Annotated in this window: 14 protein-coding genes; all 14 read right to left on the reverse strand. The window is 31.6% G+C overall.

The genetic code is table 11. The features are described from left to right. Positions 1-60 precede the first annotated feature (60 nt). The gene (locus HM992_RS19450) at positions 61-813 is read right to left on the reverse strand and encodes a LytR/AlgR family response regulator transcription factor (RefSeq protein WP_179321251.1); all 753 of its coding nucleotides are present in this window, start codon (positions 811-813) and stop codon (positions 61-63) included. A 100-nt stretch (positions 814-913) separates the two neighbouring features. Then, on the reverse strand, positions 914-3,829 hold the full coding sequence (locus tag HM992_RS19455) for a sensor histidine kinase (protein ID WP_179321252.1): 2,916 nt from the start codon (positions 3,827-3,829) through the stop codon (positions 914-916). Positions 3,830-4,124: 295 nt separating this feature from the next. Beyond that, positions 4,125-4,793, reverse strand: a complete 669-nt coding sequence (locus HM992_RS19460; RefSeq protein ID WP_178983549.1) for a leucine-rich repeat domain-containing protein — start codon at positions 4,791-4,793, stop codon at positions 4,125-4,127. Positions 4,794-4,888: 95 nt separating this feature from the next. Further along, positions 4,889-5,920: a hypothetical protein gene (locus HM992_RS19465; RefSeq protein WP_178983548.1), complete on the reverse strand. Its 1,032-nt coding sequence runs from the start codon at positions 5,918-5,920 to the stop codon at positions 4,889-4,891. A gap of 134 nt (positions 5,921-6,054) precedes the next feature. After that, positions 6,055-6,513 carry a hypothetical protein gene (locus HM992_RS19470; protein ID WP_179321253.1) on the reverse strand — a complete coding sequence of 153 codons (459 nt, stop codon included), beginning with the start codon at positions 6,511-6,513 and terminating at the stop codon, positions 6,055-6,057. Positions 6,514-6,665: 152 nt separating this feature from the next. Further along, on the reverse strand, positions 6,666-9,221 hold the full coding sequence (locus tag HM992_RS19475; protein WP_179321254.1) for a LamG-like jellyroll fold domain-containing protein: 2,556 nt from the start codon (positions 9,219-9,221) through the stop codon (positions 6,666-6,668). A gap of 154 nt (positions 9,222-9,375) precedes the next feature. Continuing rightward, positions 9,376-11,019, reverse strand: coding sequence for a T9SS type A sorting domain-containing protein (locus HM992_RS19480; RefSeq protein WP_179321255.1), 1,644 nt, complete (start codon positions 11,017-11,019; stop codon positions 9,376-9,378). Between the two features lie 153 nt (positions 11,020-11,172). Continuing rightward, the gene (locus HM992_RS19485; protein ID WP_179321256.1) at positions 11,173-12,900 is read right to left on the reverse strand and encodes a T9SS type A sorting domain-containing protein; all 1,728 of its coding nucleotides are present in this window, start codon (positions 12,898-12,900) and stop codon (positions 11,173-11,175) included. A 157-nt stretch (positions 12,901-13,057) separates the two neighbouring features. Beyond that, positions 13,058-14,425: a S41 family peptidase gene (locus HM992_RS19490; RefSeq protein ID WP_179321257.1), complete on the reverse strand. Its 1,368-nt coding sequence runs from the start codon at positions 14,423-14,425 to the stop codon at positions 13,058-13,060. A gap of 134 nt (positions 14,426-14,559) precedes the next feature. After that, a complete protein-coding gene (locus HM992_RS19495) occupies positions 14,560-15,312 on the reverse strand; it encodes a LytR/AlgR family response regulator transcription factor (RefSeq protein WP_179321258.1) in 753 nt (250 codons plus the stop codon). 32 nt (positions 15,313-15,344) lie between these two features. Further along, entirely contained in the window at positions 15,345-18,272 is a 2,928-nt protein-coding gene (locus tag HM992_RS19500) for a sensor histidine kinase (protein ID WP_179321259.1), read from the reverse strand. Positions 18,273-18,363: 91 nt separating this feature from the next. After that, positions 18,364-19,341: an FAD:protein FMN transferase gene (locus tag HM992_RS19505; protein ID WP_179321260.1), complete on the reverse strand. Its 978-nt coding sequence runs from the start codon at positions 19,339-19,341 to the stop codon at positions 18,364-18,366. Between the two features lie 53 nt (positions 19,342-19,394). Then, a complete protein-coding gene (locus HM992_RS19510) occupies positions 19,395-19,772 on the reverse strand; it encodes a Na(+)-translocating NADH-quinone reductase subunit F (RefSeq protein WP_178983540.1) in 378 nt (125 codons plus the stop codon). A 20-nt stretch (positions 19,773-19,792) separates the two neighbouring features. Then, a complete protein-coding gene (locus HM992_RS19515) occupies positions 19,793-20,659 on the reverse strand; it encodes a DUF4846 domain-containing protein (protein WP_179321261.1) in 867 nt (288 codons plus the stop codon). Positions 20,660-20,671: the final 12 nt, after the last annotated feature.

A 20,671-nucleotide genomic window follows, 5' to 3' on the forward strand; every position in this document is an offset into this window, starting at 1 on the left:
TAAAAGGATTTTGAACTTTTTAGTGAATGGTAAGATTAAAGCAATGAATGGTACTTAAATTTAAAATACACGGTTGATAAGATCCATAAATTCATCTTTACGGTCTCGTGCTATCGGAATACTTTTATTGTTACTCATAATAACCTGAAGACCATCTTTTTTAGTGACCTCATTCATGTATTTTAAATTGATTAGAAATGAACGATGTGGTTTGTAAAACAGTGGTTTATTACTGAGTTGTTCTGTGAAGTGTTTTAAGGTTTTACAAATCAATTCCGTTTTACCATTCTGCAAATAGACTTTAGTATACACACCATCTGCCTCAAAAAATAAGATATCTTCATGCGATACAAAACGAATACCTTTTGGGACTTCTAAAGCTATTTTATTTAAGGCTAATTGCTGAAAATTTCGTTCAAGATTCTGTAGTTTTTCTTTTATGGAATTTTCTTCTAAATAGGTTGATGCTTTAGCAATAGCTGCTTTCATTTCGACAACATCTATAGGTTTTAAAAGATAATCTACAGCTGATAATTTAAAGGCCTCTATGGCGTAATGGCCATAAGCGGTTGTGAAAATAATTTGAAAATTAATAGCCTCAGTTTTAAAAAACTCTAAAATCTGAAGTCCTGAATGATTAGGCATTTCAATATCTAGAAATACAATATCTGGCTGTTCCTTTTTAATAATGGTTACACCATCTAATAAATTTTCAGCCTCAAAAATCGTTTCTATTTCAGAACATTCTTCTACAATTAAGGTATGCAAAATACGTCTTGCACGTTTTTCATCGTCTATAATTATTGCTGTCATGTCTATATTTTATTTGTTTTTATGAGGCACATGCTGTTCTCTATAAATCATTTCTCTTAATATTAAAATGTTTCATATGCTCGCTTCATAAGATAGCTTCTCAATGTGCTAATTCTATTGTAATCGTTACTTTTGTACCTGAGACGACTTGGTGTGTGTTGTATACATCTTCGACCTCTAATTTTACTTTTTTATCCTGACTGCGATTTAATAAATCGATTCGTTTTTGATTTGCTGACGTCGCAAAAGATTTATGATTCCCAACCCGTTGGTTTTTTATTGTTGCTGATGCGGCTCTACCAATTCCATTGTCAATAATTTCACAAATTAAACGCTTTTGATTCGTGTCTTTAATAAATTTCAACATCAGTTTTTTATTATCTTTTTTATGAAGCAAGCCATGTTTTAAAGCATTCTCTACATAAGGCTGAATAAATAATGAAGGCACATATATGGTTTCAATATTTAGAGTTTTATCAACGTGAATTTCAAATTTTAGATCGTCATCAAAACGTTCTTTTTCGAGTTCTAAATATAATTTTAAGGTTTTAATTTCTTCTTGTAAAGTAATTTCATTGGTTTGGCTGTGTTCTAAATAGGTTCTTATCAATCGTGAAAATTTCACTAAATAATTTCGCGCCAATACTTTTTCATTCAAAATAATATAATCTTGAATAGAGTTTAAGGCATTGAATATAAAATGAGGATTCATCTGCGATCTCAGATTTTCTAATTGAGAAAACACCAATTGCTGATTAATCTTTGCTTTTTCTAATGCTTGTTGCTGAGAAACATTTAAACGAGCTGTTTTCCGAGAAAAGTACCACCAAACTATAGTTATTGAAATTAATAAAATTGAGCTATAAAACCACCATGTTTTATAAAATGGCAACCTTACGTTTAAACTGACACAAATAGGTTCTGTATATGTTTTTTGAAATGTATTTTTTGCTCTTAAATGAAAGGTGAACTTCCCGGCAGGTAACGTATTAAATTTCACAAAATCTAAACCTTTTTCTACTGCTATCCAATTATCACTGTAACCTTCTAATTGGTATTCATAATTCACAAACTCGTTAGATTGAAATCCGTTAACATTAAAACCAAATCTAATTTCACTATCTGTTTGGTCTAATTCATAATTGGATTGAACAATAGTGTCTTTTTCTAAAATCGCTACAGAGGTAAAATACGGCTGAAGCGTTTGTCTTGTTTTAATAATAGTATTAGCATCAAATTGATATAGTCCCATATTAGAACCAAAGAAAACATCATCATCCTGAACAACAATAGAATTAATGTTGTAAGAGTCCATACCATCTTCCTTATTTACGGTTATGACCTTTTGGGTGTCATAATTATAATTTTGTAACCCTCTATCTGTGGCAATCCACAAGGATTTTTCATCTGGTGTAATCACATTGATAACATTAGAAGCTAAGCCATTTTTCATATTTAATTTATACTGTAAACTATCATTTATAAAACCATACAATCCCTTATTATAAGTGGCTACCCAAACCACATCATCTGCTGTTATTGCAATTTTAGAACCATAAATAGGGGTATTATTATAGGTGATTTGTTTATAGGCTTTTGTCTTTAAATCGACCACACCAAAACCATCAATAAAATTAGAATAAGCTTTAGTTTTATTCTTGTTTAAGACGGAACCATAACTTCTCACCAAACGCAATAAAGACAGGGAATCTCCTTTTTTACTATATAGAGATAAGGCATGCGGAAGGCTCACTAAATATTGGTCTTCATCGTAAACAGAGATAGATTTTGTTACAATCAACTCGCTTTTCTTATTCAATTCTTCTCTTGAGTTATGAAAAACCGACTCAGTTGTCGCTACCATTAAGAGATCATTAGATAGTGCGTTGTAACAAATGCCGTAAATATTGTTCCTAAACGAAACATCAAGTTGTTTTATACCATTATCTGTTTTAGAATAGTTAAAAATATTAAAGTCCGAAGTCGCCAAATACAAGTTTTCTTTGTCAGTTTTTTCAATAGCAGTAACCCCTACATTATTTGGTAAAGCTATTTTTTTTAAGGCAAGATTGGGCATTACAAAAACACCGTTTTTTAGCGTTGTCACCCAAAAATTAGTATTGGAATCTATGATAAGATCTGTAGTGTAGCTATTCTTAAAATAGCGTTCACTAATCCTTAGTTTATTATTTTTAATTTCAGTAATAAAAATACCTCTATTCGTTAACACCCATAATTTATCTTTGATTTGGTAGGCATTCACCACTATTAAAGAAGATAATATTTCTGGTAATTGCACCTCTCGTAAATCCTTGTTATTAGTAATATAAAACATGGTATTTCTTTTTGAAGATATTAATTCATTGAAGAAAAACACATGATTATTATATTCAAAAAACTTTTTTGATCCACTTTGTTGAGTGGTTTCAAATGGATATTTATGAATTGGTTGAACGTTTTTTAAAGCCGTATCTTCTGTAAAATAAATAAGGTTATTTTTATTAAAATAGAAACCATCTTTATGAGCGTTTAAATGATTAAAATGATCTTCATAGAGTTCATTAATCGTATTGACAACGGTTTTGGTATCTAAATTTACACTAACTAAATTATTATTTGCAGAAATTAAAAGATGACTATTATAGATATAGAAATCTACTAATGTATTGATATCTTTAAAGTCCTTGAAGAGTTTTAGTTCATCATCTTCCACATAAAAAAATTGACCTGAAAGATTATTACACCATAGACGTCCTTTTGCATCTAAAGTTAGTCCAAATAGTGACCTTCCACGTTTTACAGGATTAGTGAATAGTTTATAATGCTTACCATCATAACGATACAAACCTTTATCTGCTGCTAACCAAATAAAACCTTCTTGATCTTCAAGGATGTCATAAAACTCAATATCTGGTAAGCCATCTTTTTCGGTGAGGTGAATAGACACAGGTTGTTGAGCAGCTACAAACCAAGTTATTGTAAAAAAAAATAAATATTGAAGCCCTCTTAATTTCAACTAGAAAAATTTAGGGTTGAATTTACAAATTAATCTATTGGACTTTATTTTTATTTAGTAGAAAGCACTTTTTGACTAATGAATGGTAAGTATTCCCCTAAATGAATTAAAATAAATAGACGAGACCAAGAGCTATAAACGCATAGAACACGATTAGAAACAATTCTAATTTGTATTGTTTGAAGTACTTCATGCTTTAATAAAAAGAAAAGTTGAACTCAAATAAATTAGTCCAACTTTTCTTAATCACTTATTTTAAATTATTAAATAGCATTGGTGTTAATTTTACACGTATTTACAAGCAATGTGTGCTATAACTTGCATTACTAGAAATAGACCAACCAGTAAAACCATCTGTAGCTCCGGCATCCACCTGTACACAACTTAAAGTGCTTGACCCCAATTCCATTCTCCACATATTAGCATTGTTTCCGTTTGCTATGTTTACCGAATTTGAAAAACTATTGCTACCGCCTTTTAAATCGGTTAAGTTTACCAACATGCTTACATCTAAATTTTCTAAATTATTACCTTCTAACAATAATTGTTCTAATAGTGTATTATTAGAAACATCAATCGCGGTTAGATTATTATCGAATAATTGCAAGTTTTTAAGATTAATATTATGACTAACATTAATGGTTAAAAAACTATTATTATTTGCTACTAAAGATCGTAATGCCGTTAGTTTTTGCAAGGCCGTTGTAGGTAAATCGTCAATATTAGAGTTTCCTATGCTTAAAACTGCAACTCTACTATCTTCAACTGTAACACCATCCCAAGTTGAAACATCCGTTGATGTAATATCCCAAGTTAAGGTATTGTTTGTATTAGCATTATAAATTTCAATTAGTGCATCACGATCACTTTCTAAGACGTAATTTGGTGTAGCATCATCATCACTGTTACAAGCCGTTAATAATAAAATAGCGAAGAGCAATGTTACGGGTTTAAATATTTTCATTTGTTTTAAGGTTTAGCTTATACCATTCCTCATTTTAAACAAGAAATGGTATGAAGATTTGAGTTTTAAATTTATTTGTTCTTTGTTCTAGAATATTAGTTTATGGACACAGTATTACCACAACCCGAATTTTTGCGGTACACTTGTACATTAGTAGAATCATAAGCATTACTTCCACCAGACTTCGTTATTTTTTGTAAATAAGCATCTTGATCACAGCTCCACCTGGCTGTTCCACCAGCACTAATTCTTGTTCCTGGATTACTACTTCCAGCTCTACCTACATAAATTTCATTATTCGAGTTATTACGAAGTGTTACCGTGTTTTTTAACTCTGATGCCTGATAGTTTGCCTCATTTTGTTTTATTCTTCTTTGCAAGTCTTTATACTCTGGCGTAGCCTTGATTGAATCGTTATAACGTTTTATTTCTTCGTCTCCAGCTTCTCTTGCGCGTTTAATTTTGGCAATATCTGTTTTGTCTTGGGCCGTTATTGGACTCGCTTGTTTGGCTTTCATCGCCGTGACGTAATCGTTGAATATTTTTTTAATATTTACCGTTTGAATATACTTATAGGTTGGTGATTGTCCTGTAGCTTCTAACTTTGCTTTCATGCGTGCTATAAAACCACCTTTCTTTTTTTTCTTCTTTCCTGAGTCATCTTTTGCTTCGGTACGATCTTTAACCATGACATATACAGCTGTAACATCCTCAACTTTTGGAACACCGTTACTTGGGATATAACTAATATCAAATATCAAATCGTCAATGACCATGTAACCATCTAAGCCTCTTTTGTGAATATTCTTTATAGTCATTACATTTGGGTAACTATCTACTCTACCATAATCGCTTATTTCCGACATACCAAAACCACCATAACTTTCTGAAATGGGATTAGCTTCAAAGCCTACAGGTTGTCCTGTTGCCAATTTTTTTACGGTTATTGTTACCGCTGGTTTTCCACTTACAATAGCTATAGTACCATCGTCATTTATAGATATGCCAGAAAAACCTTCGTAGGTTGCTGTCTCACCATTAGCCTCTAGAGCTTCGTAAAAGGTTTTTTGAGCTTGCGCTATGGTTGCTGTAAAAATTAAAGCAACCGTTATCATTATTTTTTTCATAATAGGTTAAATTTTAAGTTTATATAGTGTCAAATATCGAATATGACAGAGCTAAAAAATGAAGTAAGTTTCTGAAATGCCGTTTTTAACTTCTAAAAAATAAGGACTTCTAAAAATTTGAATTACCCCGAAATTTATTCAGAAACCGCTACAACAAACGCTTTAATTTTTTGTTGTGTCATAGCAATAACCTTCGCTTCATTTTTGCTGTAAAAATTACTATAACTAAAGTCCGTCCAATCTTCGCTATCTGCATCTGCTGCTTTTACCATAACAAAACTTTCGTCATCGTAGGTAATAACAAAAAGTCCGTAATCGTTGTAAAAAACAGGAATCCCCAACTCTCTACTTTCTTCTTTTTGATACTTATAAATTGCAGGCATACATTGAGCACAAGCCGCAATTGCTAATACCTTATCGCCTGCAAACTCTCCATATTGAAAAAGTTTAGATTTGGTTGGCTTATTGCCTATCCACTTTTCGGCTTCTAACAAATGGTAAGTACCGTTAATGGCTTCTGTAGGAATTTCACTTTGAGAAAAAAGCACAGATGATGTAAATGCTATAATAAGGTAGTCTATAATTGTTTTCATAATTAGGTTATGTTTTAGATTTATAACACAAATATCTATGATGCTGTCGTTGGTTTAGTGTATCAGTTTCTAAAACACCACTTTCAACTTCTAAACAAAAAAATCTCGTAAGCCTTACACTTACGAGATTTCTAAAAAAACACAACTATGTATTATTCCTTGATGAAACGTTTGGTTGAAACGTTTCCGTTTACATCTTCTATTTTAATTAAGAATACTCCGTTTGGTAAACGAGAAACATCAATCTGTTTATTTTCAGTTCTAATCACTTCTTTACCTAAAATAGAATAGACGCTTGCTTGTTTGATGTTTTGAGTCATTTCTATGTTTAATATTGAATTTGTTGGATTTGGATATAGTTTGATTTCGTTTTCATTTAGTTGAAAATCATTTGTACTTAAAAATGGTGCTCCAAACTCATAAACTCCCATATCTACAGTTGTATTAAAAACACGTTGGTTTCCTAATAAATCTGTGGATTCAAAAACAAAACTGTTGTCTCCTGTATCAACCGCAGGCGAACCAGAAGTTAATGTAAAGTCCCCATTTGCAGCATCCGTAAATAGAGGATTAGAGTTAGTTGTATTACTTGTATTTGTAATTACAGCATCGTTAAAATTGGCTTCATCTATAGAATTTAAAACATTTACAGATGTAGGTGGCTGTTCATATAAATCTGTTATAGAACGTGCAGTTAAACCACCAGTAGCTGTATTACCCCAAAAAATAGAATTAGCTACTGTTGTATTTACTGCCCCTGCATTTCCGTTACTTCTACTTATAGCTAACGTTGATCTACTAAAGTTATTTAAATTTTGCTCTGTACCTGTATCGCTATTACTAACGAATGTAGAATTAATGATGTCTATATTTAAAGTAGAACTGCTACTAATACTTAAATTCCTAAGCCATGCCGAACTACCAGCATAGCCTTGTGCAGTTGTACTATTCAAATTTCCTGCAATATTACCATCAAATAAACTATTGGTAATATTTATATTTGCATCAGTATCGTCACGAACAAAGCTATATATAGCTGTTGCCCATCGAGCCATATTATTAGAGAATATACAGTTTTCAATATTCAACTCACCTAATATCCCTGTTCCATTAAGATCATATTCAGCTAATAAACCTGCATTGCCGTTTCTTGAAACATTATCTTTTATAATACAATTTTTAAGGGTTAGCTTAGTAACCCCAGAATCTTTTACAATTGCACCACCACTCTCAAAAGCATCTAAATTATTATGTGCATCACTTACTGTTATACCTTCTAATAATAAATTATTTCCGTATTCCGTAATATTTATAACATGGTAACTATTATCTGCATTTCGAGTTGTGTTTGAATAGCTAGAAATAAAATCGGTTGTATTTACATCATTATCTTGTAAATCTCCTGATAAAATAGTCGTATTTAAAACATGATCTGCATCAGATTCCTGAGTTTCTGTTCCATTAAACCCTCCGATAATTTTTAAATTTTCTTTGTTTACTGTAAAATAAACGCTTCTATCAAAAGCATGTGGTTTATAATTACCTGACGCAACCCAAATATGATCACCAGAGTTTGCCAAATCTAACGCTGTATTTAAATTAATATATGCATCAGACCAGCTACTACCATCATTATTTCCTGTTGCATTATAGTTAACATAAGTTGGTATTCCTGTATTCTTAAAAATAAGGGGTGCAGACCATGATGAATAACTACCATTTCCACAATCTTTTCTAACATAAACTTTATAAGTTTCTGGCGATGTTCCAGTAATAGTTGTACTTGCTCCTCCTGAAACACTTGAAACAACTGTAGCAGAAGAAAAAGGTTGAGAAACTTCATGATACGCAATATCCACAGTTTGTGTACCTGGTACATTTACATCTATATTTGTAGCTGTAATATTAGAAGTAAATAACTGATTAGTAATTCCAACACAAAAATTATAGTCACCAATAGATGTTATTTCTGCAGCTGATATCTCTCTATCATAAATTAATATATCATCAATAACGTCTCTATAACTGCTTGTAGCCGTCGGGTATGAAGATCTATTTCTTGCTAAACCAACAATACCGTTACTATCAAATCCTCTATTACTATAACTTGAGGCACTTGGATTCCCAGTCGAATCCACTAATTGTCCGTCAACATAAATTTTTGAAATTAACATATGTGTTGTAATAGCAATATGATGCCATTGATCATCACTAATATCCATAGATGTTATATTATAAACAATATAGTTAGAACCCACATTAAATCTTGAATAGTGGTTTATCTCTCCATCTTTTAAATAAATATGGTAACCTTTGTTAAAAGTTCCTCCAAGGTCATAAATTATTGTTCTTTCATTATTATCATTGGTTGCCGTCTTAATCCAAAATGACAAAGAAATATCATCATAAGAAGAGTCGTGATCTAAGTTTACTCGTTGAAAATCATCTCCATTTAACTGTAAAGCTCCATTAGCTGTACCAAATCTATCATTAACAAATAGTGAAGCTGATCCATGTTGAGAAAAATTAGCGCCATTAGCACCATCTACTAAAGACCCATTATCAAATCCATACTGAGCTATTAAATTAGTAGTAGGAAATTGGGCGAAAGAAAAACTACATATAAGTAGTAATAAATAAAATAATTTTGTTTTACTCACGAGACATTTATTGATTATGTGTTCGTTAAAAAATGTAATTTTTTTCATAATTGGTTTTTATTAAGATTTAGAAAACAAATATCTACTATGAAGCTTCATTAAAATGGGGTGAGTTTCTGAAACACCATTTTCAACTTCTAAAGCAAAAAAATCTCGTAAGCATAACACTTACGAGATTTCTAAAAAAAAACAAAACTATGTATTATTGTTTGACAAAACGTTTGGTTGAAACATTTCCGTTTTCATCTTCAATTTTAATTAAAAATACACCGTTTGATAAACGAGAAACATCGATCTGTTTATTTCGAATTTTTAATACTTCTTTACCTAAGAGAGAATAGACAGTTGCTTGTTTGATGTTTTTAGTCATTTCAATGTTTAAAATTGAACTTGTTGGGTTTGGGTGTAATGAGATTGAATTTAGATTAAAATCATTTACGCTTAGTGAGCAATTAGTGCTAAAACCTGTTTGCGTGTCAATGTTTGTCCAATTAGAATCACTGTAAGCGACATTATCTACCTGAATACAAGTAAGATTTGGATTTCCATCTGCTTCAAAATTAGAAAAATTACTATTATTTCCATTTGCAACATTTAAACTTGTTAAATCATTTTGACCAACAACTAAAAAAGTTAAAGCTGAATTAGTGCTCACATCTAAACTTGTTAAACTATTAGAAAAAAGGCTTAATTGCTCTAAAATTGTATTTGAAGAAACATCTAAAGTTGTTAAATTATTTAAACTAGCAAACAATGTTTCTAATACGGTATTATTAGAAAGATCTATAGATGTAAGTTGATTATCATTTGCATGTAAGGCCGTAAGATTTACAAAAGCCTCAATCCCTGTTAAATCTGAAATAGATTGACCTGAACAAGAAATTAATCCTGTAAAGGCAATTGCTTCACTACATTGTATTTCTGCATCACCATTGGTGTTTATAGCAGTGTTTCCAACTAAATAAGATTTAAAGTTGGCATCTGGGATGTTTACAGTACAAGGTGCCAAATTGGTGTCTGTATATTTATAAATACCTGGTAGTGTTCCAACCACAGCGATATAAATATCTTCACCATCAATATCTATACCTCTTGGATTATTGATCGATTGACCTATGTACGAAACTACTCCTGTACCCGATTTATGAATTTTACGAATATATCCTGTACTTGCACTGCTAATAAAATACAGATAATCATTTACAAAATGAATTCCCCATGGTTTTGGCAAACCACTTTTCACCAATTGAGCCATTGGTGCCGCTGCTGCTAAGTCTATTTTATAAATAGCTCCATTACTGCTGCCTGTACCAGTATATGTAAAATACATAATTGACCCTTCATTAGTAACATCTGCTATATATTGATGACTTACTGGCAAGGAAGCAACAAATACACTCGAGTTAACACCTGTAGCTTTACGTAATTCGTGTAGCGAATTATTATTAGGATTTGTAGATGTAAAATATAATTCATCATTATAAATGTAAACTGTAGACACAGTTCCTGAGGTATTTAATGCTTCATAAGAGCTTGTTGGTATTGTACCTTCAACATAAGCCGATCTAATACCATAACCTGGCACATAAATATTCTGGTTTAGACTCCAAAGATTATAGCCATTATAACTTATACCATTACTAGTGAACCCTGTAGCCACAGTTTCGAAATTATTTGTCCCAACTTGATTTTTATTAGCTCTTAATAGATTAGCATTACTCGTGGTATAGACATAATCATCTACTACTGTGACACCTCTTGCGTCTCCGCTACCTGATGCAATTCTTGTTTGCGCATAACTTAATGTTGAAATTAACATCAATAATAAAAGTAAATTTGTTTTCATAGGTTAAGAATTTTAAAGTTTATAAAATCAAATATCTTAAACCAGCCTACTAAAAATGCGCCTTAACTTCTGAAACACCACTTTCAACTTCTAAAACAAAAAACCTCGTAAGCATAACACTTACGAGGTTTCTAACAAAAACAAAACTTACTATTATTGCTTGATAAAACGTTTGGTTGAAACGTTTCCGTTTTCGTCTTCAATTTTAATTAAAAAGACACCATTTTCTAGACTTGAAACATCTAGCTTTTTATTTTGAGTTTTTAATACTTCTTTACCTAACATAGAATAGACAGTTGCTTGTTTTATGTTTTGAGTCATTTCTATATTTAACATTGAACTTGTTGGGTTTGGCTGTAATGAGATTGAATTTACATTAAAACCATCTACGCTTAATGCTGCGCAATCGTCACTATAACTTGCTGTTGGATCTTTTTGCCAAGTTGTTGGTGGTGTGAAGGCTGCGTCTATTTGAATGCACGTTAAATCTTGGTTGTTAAGTGCATTAAATTGAACAAAATTCGCATTGTTTCCATTTGCAACGTTTAAACTTGTTAAGGAATTGTTGTTTGCTTGTAAAACATTTAAAAAGGTGTTGTTTGATATATCTAAACTTATAAAACTATTATCATCAATCTGTAAAGATTCTAGAGCTAAATTTGACGATACATCTAAACTTGTTAAACCATTATTTATACCCTTTATATTTTTTAAAGCTGTATTTGATGACAGGTCTAAATTTGATAAAGTATTAGATTGAAAGGATAGATTTTCTAAAGCAGTATTTGATGATATATCTAGATTCGTTAAACTATTAAAGTCTAAAACGACACGAACTAAAACTGTATTATTAGAGAGATCTATACTTGTGATACTATTATTATAACAACTTAAATAAACTAAAGCCGTATTAGAAGATATATCTATACTTGTTAAATTATTGTTACCAGAAGATAATACTACTAAAGCTGTATTAGATGATACATCTAAACTTGAAATACTGCTATTATTATCACACCAAAGACGGGTTAAAAGCGTGTTTGTTGAGACATCTAAACTAGACAATGCGTTAGATTGACAATACAATTCTAGTAAAGCTGTATTTTGAGAAATATCTAAACTCGTTAATGCATTATCTCGACAATTTAAAATTGAAATATTTGTAAAGGCCTCTATACCTGTTAAATCTGAAATATTTAAACCATTAACAATTACGGCTCCAGTAAACGCACTGGCCTCACTACATTGTATTTCTGTATCACCATTGGTGTTTATGGCAGTATTACCAACTAAGTAAGCTTTAAAGTTTGCGTCTGGGATGGTTACTGTGCAAGGTGTATAAGGTGAAAACACAATATCATCAACTCCAAAATTTTGTGAACTACCATTAGTTAATGATATATCTATGCTGCTAACATTAGTCCAATTTAAGTTCACTGAAACAGCATTTTGAGCAACATTCGCTGTTACAACGGCATTACCTGAACTATTATTTGGCGTAAAAGTCCAGTTAGTACTACCTGCATCGGCAGAAAAAGCTTTGAGGCTTTGAATATCTATTGCAGGAAAAAAACTTAATCGAACAACTTGTTGAGGTTGCTGATTCATAACAGCCTTGCCTGTAGTGCCTTGAGTAAACGTACCTAACAGAATAGGTGTACCGTTAACAGGGTCTGAAAAATTAACTTCATTACCACCTACAATTTGTTGTGCAATAATGTCTTGATTAGACGAACCAAAACTTAGTAATGTTCCTGTCTCCCAATCAAAAGTCTGTCCATAACTCAATGCAGAAATTAGCGTAAATAATAAAAGTAATTTTGTTTTACTCACGAAACATGTATTGATTAAGTGTTCGTGAAAAAATGTAATTTTTTTCATAATAGGTTAAGAATTTTAAAGTTTATAAGACCAAATATCTTAATCCAACCTATTAAAAATGACACTGAACTTCTGAAACACCACTTTCAACTTCTAAACATGAAAATCTCGTAAGCAGTAAACACTGACGAGATTTTTACAAAAATGTTATACGTTTTTAGTCAATATTTTGAATCCAATTTATGGCGAAAGAAAGCACATCGTCTTCGACTTTAATATCTGGATGAACAGGCTCATAGATATTAGAATCGCCATTTGCGCCAATATCATACGTAGAACTCACGTAAACATAATTACTAGAATTAGGAAGTGTGAAACTTAATAGTTCTCCAAAATCATTGGTATACTCTCCTGTTGCTTCACCTATTAATGTACTTAGCTTATACGTTTTTACAGCATCTGCTAAAAAATTAGCACTAGAAAATGTACTCGGACCAATTAAAACACAACTGGTTCCTTCAAAAAAGTTTTTCGGCTTTATGGGTTGTGTTAATTCAGATTCAAGATCTTCAATAATGGATTGATTCTCTGATGCTGTATATGTATCTAAAAATTCTTTACCTAGATGTTTTTCGTATACAGGATTACTTTTGTACGTTGTTTTAGCAAGATTGCTAACTTTCCAAAACCGTCCACTAGATTGTCGGTATGGTGTGGTTGTGATATACGATAATAACAAATCGTTTAATCCCGAATCGCCTCCACCATTTTCTCTAATATCAATTATGAGCTTCGTAATATTTTCTTCTTTTATGGTCTTAAATGTTTCTTTTAAAAACGCATCAAAGGCATCGTAATCATTACATCTGTTATAAGAAATGAGTCCAACATTATTGTTTCTAATTTCGAATGTATAATCTGATGCCACTTGGTTTTTACGCATTAACGTGTTTAACTCCGAAGCCTCTATTCCTGTGGTTTGAACCTCTTGTTCCATATCATTGATTTTTATGGCATACGGAGCTTCTATTTTATCTGTAAAAAACAAATAGAGTGGTAATACTTTTTCACAAGACACACGTTTAAAAGATTCGATTCCGCCCAAATAAGACATACATTCTTTATACAAATCAATGATACTAATCCCATTTATAGACTTAATAAGCGTTCCATTTGGGATTTCTAAAATAGACGACCGCGTCACTACAAAATCTTGATGGTTATTGATTAATTTTCCTGAGAAAGGTAGAAATTGGTAACTTTTTAATTCAGGTATAATTTTAGGATTTTGCCAATCCATAACCGTATGACCACCGCTCATTTGTGACACGAGTTTCATTCCGGTTGCAATAAATTGTTTAAGCGTGATTGAATCTTGGCTAAATTCCTGTAGTAGTTCTTTTTTATTTTGATTGAATTGCTCCCTACTTACTTTAAAATAAGGATTGTAATGGACTTCTTCTATCGTTTTAACGGTATAATCTAAATCTGCTATAGCTTTATCAGTTGCGATATAGGCATTGTTTTGAGCATATAAAGGACAAACTAGAAAGACAATAGAAAAGATAAAAAAAAGCGACTTCATAATTTCTTTAAATAATTTCAATGCTTTTAGTGAGCACCTCTTCATTAAACATTAATTAGGTTACTTTAAAATGATTTAGGACTTCAAAATAAAATCAGTAGTTGATCAAATTCTACTTTGAACGTGTAAAAAAGCTATCCTATATTTTGAACTATAGTTAAAAACTCTTCCTTTTTATCTTTTGAGACAGAAACCGTTTCATCGTTATCCATGATAATATAACCGCCATCTTTTTTATAATATTCTTTAATATACTTTAAGTTGATTAAGTACGAACGATGTGGTCTGTAAAACATAGGAATAGTATCTAATAATTCTTCAAAATGTTTTAATGGCTTACTGATTAACAGCTCTGAAGCATCTTGCACATGAACTTTGGTGTACATACCATCTGCCTTTAACAGGATGATATCATCAAAATTCACAAACTTGATACCATCTGCAACTGGAAGTGCTATTTTTTTAAAATTAGACGATTTTAAACTTTTCTGAAGCTCATCTAATTTGATGTTAATATGAGATTTCCCTATGTTAATAATCGCTTTATCAATTGCATCACTAAGCTTATCTAATCGCAGTGGTTTTAATAAATAATCTACAGCCGAAAGTTCAAAAGCCTTAATAGCGTATTCGCTATAAGCCGTTGTAAATATAATTTCGAAATTACGATGTGTTTCCTCCAAAAAATCAAAAATTTCTAAACCCGAATGCTCTGGCATTTCAATATCTAAAAATACAATTTGTGGTTGTTCAGCTTTTATAATTTGGACTCCACTTAACAAATCTTCAGCGGTAAAAACAGTAGTCACTTTTTGGCAATTCTCCTCTATTAGTATATTAAGCAATTTTCTTGCTTTAGGTTCGTCGTCTATAATTACTACTTTCATATGTGTTTATTTTATTAAAGCATGTTTAATGATTAATCTGTAGTGTATGGGATTGTAATATCAACTTGCGTACCTACAGGTATATCTTTATCAAACAGATCGGTAATAATGACACCAACTTGTTTTTCCTTTCCGTAGTTTAATAATGCTAATCGATCTTGAGTAGCTTTAGTAGCAAAAGACGGATGACTTTTACGACTTCTCGATTTAAATTTTTCAGCTTGTGCTCTACCAACACCATTATCTACAATAATACATCGTACTGTTTTTGATTCATCATTTATAAAGAAATTGATTTTTAAATTCCGATCTGTTTTACGATGTAACAATCCATGTTTTAGAGCATTTTCTACATAGGGTTGAATAAGCATGGTAGGAATATTAGCTTCGTCTGGCTTTAAACTGCCAGATGTTGAAATGCTATAATGTAATTTATCCTCAAAACGTAACTTCTCTAATTCTAAATACATTTCCAAACAATCAATTTCTTCTTGTAAGGTAATCTTCCCCTTGGTGCTATGGTTTAAGTAAGTTCTTATTAAATCTGCGAACTTTCCCAAATATATAGTTGCTAATATTTTTTGGTTTAAAACAATATATTCTTGTATCGAATTTAACGCATTGAATATAAAATGCGGATTCATTTGCGACCGTAAATTTTCTAGTTTTAAAGCGATTAACTCATTATCTAAAGAGAGTTGTCTAATCTCCAATTCTTTTGCTATTTCTTTATTTTTTAATTTCCTTTTGTAATACAAAATAATGAGACCTACAAAAGACAAACTGTAGGCTAAAATAAACCACCACTTTTTCCAATATGGTAATTTGATATTCAACTTAATGCTTTTAACATTACTCTCAGTCCCCTCATTAATCGATGTTGGTCTTACCTGAAATGTATATTTCCCCACTGGTAGGCTACTATATTTCACGGTATTCACACCTAAATCTGTGGTAATCCAGTTATTATTATAACCAACTAAACGGTATTGATACGTTTTATTTAAATTGTATAAAATACCATTGACATTAAAACTAAATTGTACTGAATTCTGATTATAATCTAAATCATAATCCGTTCCTAGATCAGTCGATTCTTCATTAATTTTTATATCATTAAAATAAATTTCGGGTTGCGACGTCTTTTTAAACACCTTCTCTTTATCAAAAGAAAAAACACCCTTGTTTGAAGACAATACCACGCGGTTCTTTAAGACTTCGATTCCTGAAATTTTGTAAGACAAAATACCATCTGTCTTGTTTAAATTTTTAAAATCCTTCCTATCCGTATTAAACACTTGCAAACCTTTTGGTGTCGCTATCCAAACCGAATTTTCATCAGCCTTTAAATATTTAATCTGATCAGACAACAAGCCTTCTGTTGTAGTGTAATGCGCAATAACTTGATTATCCCTTATTGCAAAAATTCCATTTTTAAACGTTCCCACCCAAACGATGCCATCTGCAGTTTCCGTAATAGAAATGGCTAAAATCTCTTTCTCGTTATAGCGTATTGTAGTGGACTTAAAATCGTTATCTAAAACTAATAAATCATCGACATACCCAATAAAAATAGTATTGCTATTTTCACTGTAGTAGGTTGTATAGATCCGCTTGTTATCAGAAAATGTTTTAACTAACTCTGCATTATTATTCAAAAAAGCCAATCGGCTATACGTCCCAAAAAGTGTCATCGTTTCATTAACACGAGAAAAACTTTTCACACCAAGAAATTCATGTTTTTTTATGGTTTCTAATGTCTTGTTATTTACAAAATAAGCACCATCGTCGATACTTACATAACTATATCCAATGTTAGAATTATACTGTATTGCAGAGACTTTATTACCCAGGTTAGCAGATGCTTTATAAGTAGAAGCATCAACGTTTAAAAACCCTACGACTCCATTTTTAGAACCAAAAAACACAAGCGAATCATTCACCTTATCGATAGCCATAATATCATCGCTGTTTTTAGGTAATTTATGTTTTACAACCTCTATATTCGGAATTAAATGAACACCATTAGTAAGTGTGGACACCCAAAAATTTTGATCTTTATCAATGATAACGTCAGTAACGATTTCATCTTCTAATATTTGGTTTTTAAGTGTGAATTCATTTTTATCGTTTTCATAAATATAAATTCCGGTATGGGTTAACACCCACATATTGTCCTTTATGATCTTTATCCTAATAATCCTTTTATTTTTCAGAAGTTCTAATCCTATTGTAGCATCCGTAGTGCCTGTATTTAGGTTGATACTTCTAAACATGTTTTTATACTTAAATTGTTGAGAAAAAAATAAAATCTCATTTAGTTTAAAAACTTGAGTTTGACCTTGTGCTGTAGTCATACCTTTAGAGCCACGATAGTGGATATTAAGCAAAAACTGATTGGTCTCCTTAAAATCATTATTGAATATTTTTACAGCATCAAAACTAATCAACATGTAGCCCGTATCTAGAGGCATCAATCTTGCCCCACCATTTCCATGAAGTTCTCTTAAAAGAATTTTCTTGGTAATTAAATCAATAATATATAACGAATAACTTGTCGTAATTAAAAGTTTATTGTCTTGTATACAGTAATTTCCCAACTGCCCTTTTAATTCCTCTTTTAAATCTATAAAGGTGATGAGTTGGTTGTTTTCAACATAAAAGAACTGTCCTGAAATATTAGTGCACCATATACGGCCTTGTGTATCTTCAAAAAGTCCAAAAACGGATAGGCCTCTTTTTTCTGCGTTAGTATATTGGGTATACGTTTTGCCATCATAACGATATAAACCCGTATCTGAAGCTAACCAAATAAACCCTTTACTATCTTCTAAAACATTATAAAACTCAATATCTGGTAAGCCATCTTTTTCAGTAAGATGAATAGACACAGGTTCTTGCGCACACAAAAAATGCAAGCCTAGTAGCAATACAATAAAAAGTAGTATTTTCTTCAACATTTAAAAATTGTAGATAAAACTACAATAAATTACAAATTGTAAGCCTATAAGCTTTTAAAAGTGTGTTTTTAACTGCTGAAAGTCGTTGTTTCTATTGTGGAAAGTTATTTAATGAAAGGGTTTCAAGTTCTTTTGCTTCATTCTCAAAAATAATAAACACTTTTAATTCAGAGTGTCGCTCTGCAAATGTTTTTACTTTATCTATTCCCATAGCCTGAAACGCCGTTGCATAAGCATCGGCCGTCATACAATCTTCTGCCAATACAGAGACACTAAGAATATTTGTTTTTGAAGGATAACCTGTTTTGGTATCTATAATATGTGCATAACGGTTTCCGTTGACATCAATTTTAAATTTACGATACGTGCCAGAGGTTGCCATCGCTTCATCTTGTAAAGGAATGACTTTAGAATAAGATTGTTCTCCTTCAAAATTAGGATCGTCGATACCCACTTTCCAAGAAGATTTTTTTTCAAGATTAATTCCTCTTACTCGAATTTCACCACCTATTTCAACTATATAATCAGTAATGTTTTTTTGTTCTAAAAACTCACCAATCACATCTACACCGTAACCTTTGGCAATGGCATTAAAATCTATAAATGTTGCCTTATTTTTTATAATTCTATTATCCCTTAAACCCATTCTATTAAATCCAACAGATTTCATTAGACTATCAATAGCTGTACTATCAATGTTCATTATTTTACCTTCAGGACCAAAATCCCATGCGTTTACAACTGCACCAATGGTTGGATCAAAAGCGCCTTCCGTGGTTCTGTAAATCTGTTTTGCTTTGTCGAATACACGTGTAAAATGCGTATCTACTTCAATAGCTTCTCCTTTATTTATTCTTGAAATTTTAGAATCAGGAATATAGGTTGACATGGATTGATTCACCACATTAAAAAGGCTATCAAACTGTTTTTGATAGTTCACATCATGTTCCGAATGGTACTGAACACTATAAGACGTTCCAAAAACCGGACCTGATAATTTGATGTTTTTTGGTTCGTGTTCACAAGCAAAAAATGTAGCAATAAGAATGAGGTAAAATACGTTTTTCATAAGTCTTCAAATAGAGATTTGGCGGCATTCAGCCAGACATTGAGATTAGTGAATTAATTTAAATTCATATCAAGAACCTGAATACCGTTGTATTCAATGAGGTATTCTTCGTTTAAATAAAGAGGTAAATCTTCACCGTCAGGATTTCCTAATCCTACACCTGCATATAACACTTTAGCATCCTTTTCAAAAGCATGTTTCTTAAAGGTTTCCATCCAAACCACATCATAATTATTGGGGTTATCTGGTAAAATCACGGCACGGACTACCACAAAGTAATATTGACTATTCTTATCTATACAGACAAATTGCGGATGCCGTTTCAACTTAGAATTAATAGCTATGAACTCGAAACCACGCGCCTCCAGGTCTTTACCAACATGGTTCATGGCGAGATTATGTACTTCTTGTGGTGTTAGTGGTTTACTCATATAGCAAAAATACAAACTTGCTATTTAAAACGCACAAATTTCGAACTACTAAACCTATAATTCGAAACAGAAATCGCCGTATCATCTTCGAGTTGATACCATGGTGAAATCGCTGAGTCTTCAAGATTCTTTACTAAATGCACACTTTGGGCTGGTGTATTGCCTTGACATAATAAAAAGAGTTTCTCGCCTTGCGCGTTCACAACCTCATCTGCGACCATAACTATATGTCCAGGTGAACCTCCTTTGATGAGCATATCACCTATTTTTAAATCTTTCGCTTTAACGGCTTCTAACTCATTGTACAATGATAACGTCCCAGAATACATATATATTAAATTTAAGTATTTATAGAAGTTGTCTTTTGAAATATTGGCACTTGCCGTTTTATGAAACGTGACTTTATTTCCGTTAATTTTAGGTCTATACCCTTCAGCATATTTGGTCCAAGAACAATAATGCCCAGATGTAAAGTTAAAACCTATTTCGTTTTTTCTATTGTTGTCCCACAGGTATTCACTTCGTATTCTAATCAATGCATCTGCACATTGTTGTAGTCCATTTTTAGGTACAGGAATCTCTAAAACACCAATATGGCCGCCTTGCCAGAAATAGTTGGTGTCATCGTAATTAATGATTTTACTTCCAAAGGCTTTTAATTTGTAACTCCTGAGATACGCTTCAAAACTTCCTTCGGTATAATTGACACGTTTATAACCTTCAGGAATATTAACTCTAGATGCAATCGTTAAACTATCTTTATTAATGAGGCTTGGTGTTTCAATACTAGATTTAACGATATTAACCACTTTTTTTACTGGTCTAAACTGAAACGCTAAAACAGCAAGTGATGTTAAGATTAAAATGGCGAGTAGAACTTTTTTCATATTTTAAATAAC

Source organism: Winogradskyella helgolandensis (genome assembly GCF_013404085.1).
In the GTDB taxonomy this organism is placed as follows: domain Bacteria; phylum Bacteroidota; class Bacteroidia; order Flavobacteriales; family Flavobacteriaceae; genus Winogradskyella; species Winogradskyella helgolandensis.

Excerpts from the sequence above, each read along its gene's own strand:
- HM992_RS19505 (WP_179321260.1), bottom strand. The coding sequence starts at position 19,341 with ATGAAAAACGTATTTTACCTCATTCTTATTGCTACATTTTTTGCTTGT.
- HM992_RS19495 (WP_179321258.1), bottom strand. The coding sequence starts at position 15,312 with ATGAAAGTAGTAATTATAGACGACGAACCTAAAGCAAGAAAATTGCTT.
- HM992_RS19500 (WP_179321259.1), bottom strand. The coding sequence starts at position 18,272 with ATGTTGAAGAAAATACTACTTTTTATTGTATTGCTACTAGGCTTGCAT.
- HM992_RS19450 (WP_179321251.1), bottom strand. The coding sequence starts at position 813 with ATGACAGCAATAATTATAGACGATGAAAAACGTGCAAGACGTATTTTG.
- HM992_RS19480 (WP_179321255.1), bottom strand. The coding sequence starts at position 11,019 with ATGAAAACAAATTTACTTTTATTATTGATGTTAATTTCAACATTAAGT.
- HM992_RS19475 (WP_179321254.1), bottom strand. The coding sequence starts at position 9,221 with ATGAAAAAAATTACATTTTTTAACGAACACATAATCAATAAATGTCTC.
- HM992_RS19510 (WP_178983540.1), bottom strand. The coding sequence starts at position 19,772 with ATGAGTAAACCACTAACACCACAAGAAGTACATAATCTCGCCATGAAC.
- HM992_RS19460 (WP_178983549.1), bottom strand. The coding sequence starts at position 4,793 with ATGAAAATATTTAAACCCGTAACATTGCTCTTCGCTATTTTATTATTA.
- HM992_RS19470 (WP_179321253.1), bottom strand. The coding sequence starts at position 6,513 with ATGAAAACAATTATAGACTACCTTATTATAGCATTTACATCATCTGTG.
- HM992_RS19465 (WP_178983548.1), bottom strand. The coding sequence starts at position 5,920 with ATGAAAAAAATAATGATAACGGTTGCTTTAATTTTTACAGCAACCATA.
- HM992_RS19485 (WP_179321256.1), bottom strand. The coding sequence starts at position 12,900 with ATGAAAAAAATTACATTTTTTCACGAACACTTAATCAATACATGTTTC.
- HM992_RS19490 (WP_179321257.1), bottom strand. The coding sequence starts at position 14,425 with ATGAAGTCGCTTTTTTTTATCTTTTCTATTGTCTTTCTAGTTTGTCCT.
- HM992_RS19515 (WP_179321261.1), bottom strand. The coding sequence starts at position 20,659 with ATGAAAAAAGTTCTACTCGCCATTTTAATCTTAACATCACTTGCTGTT.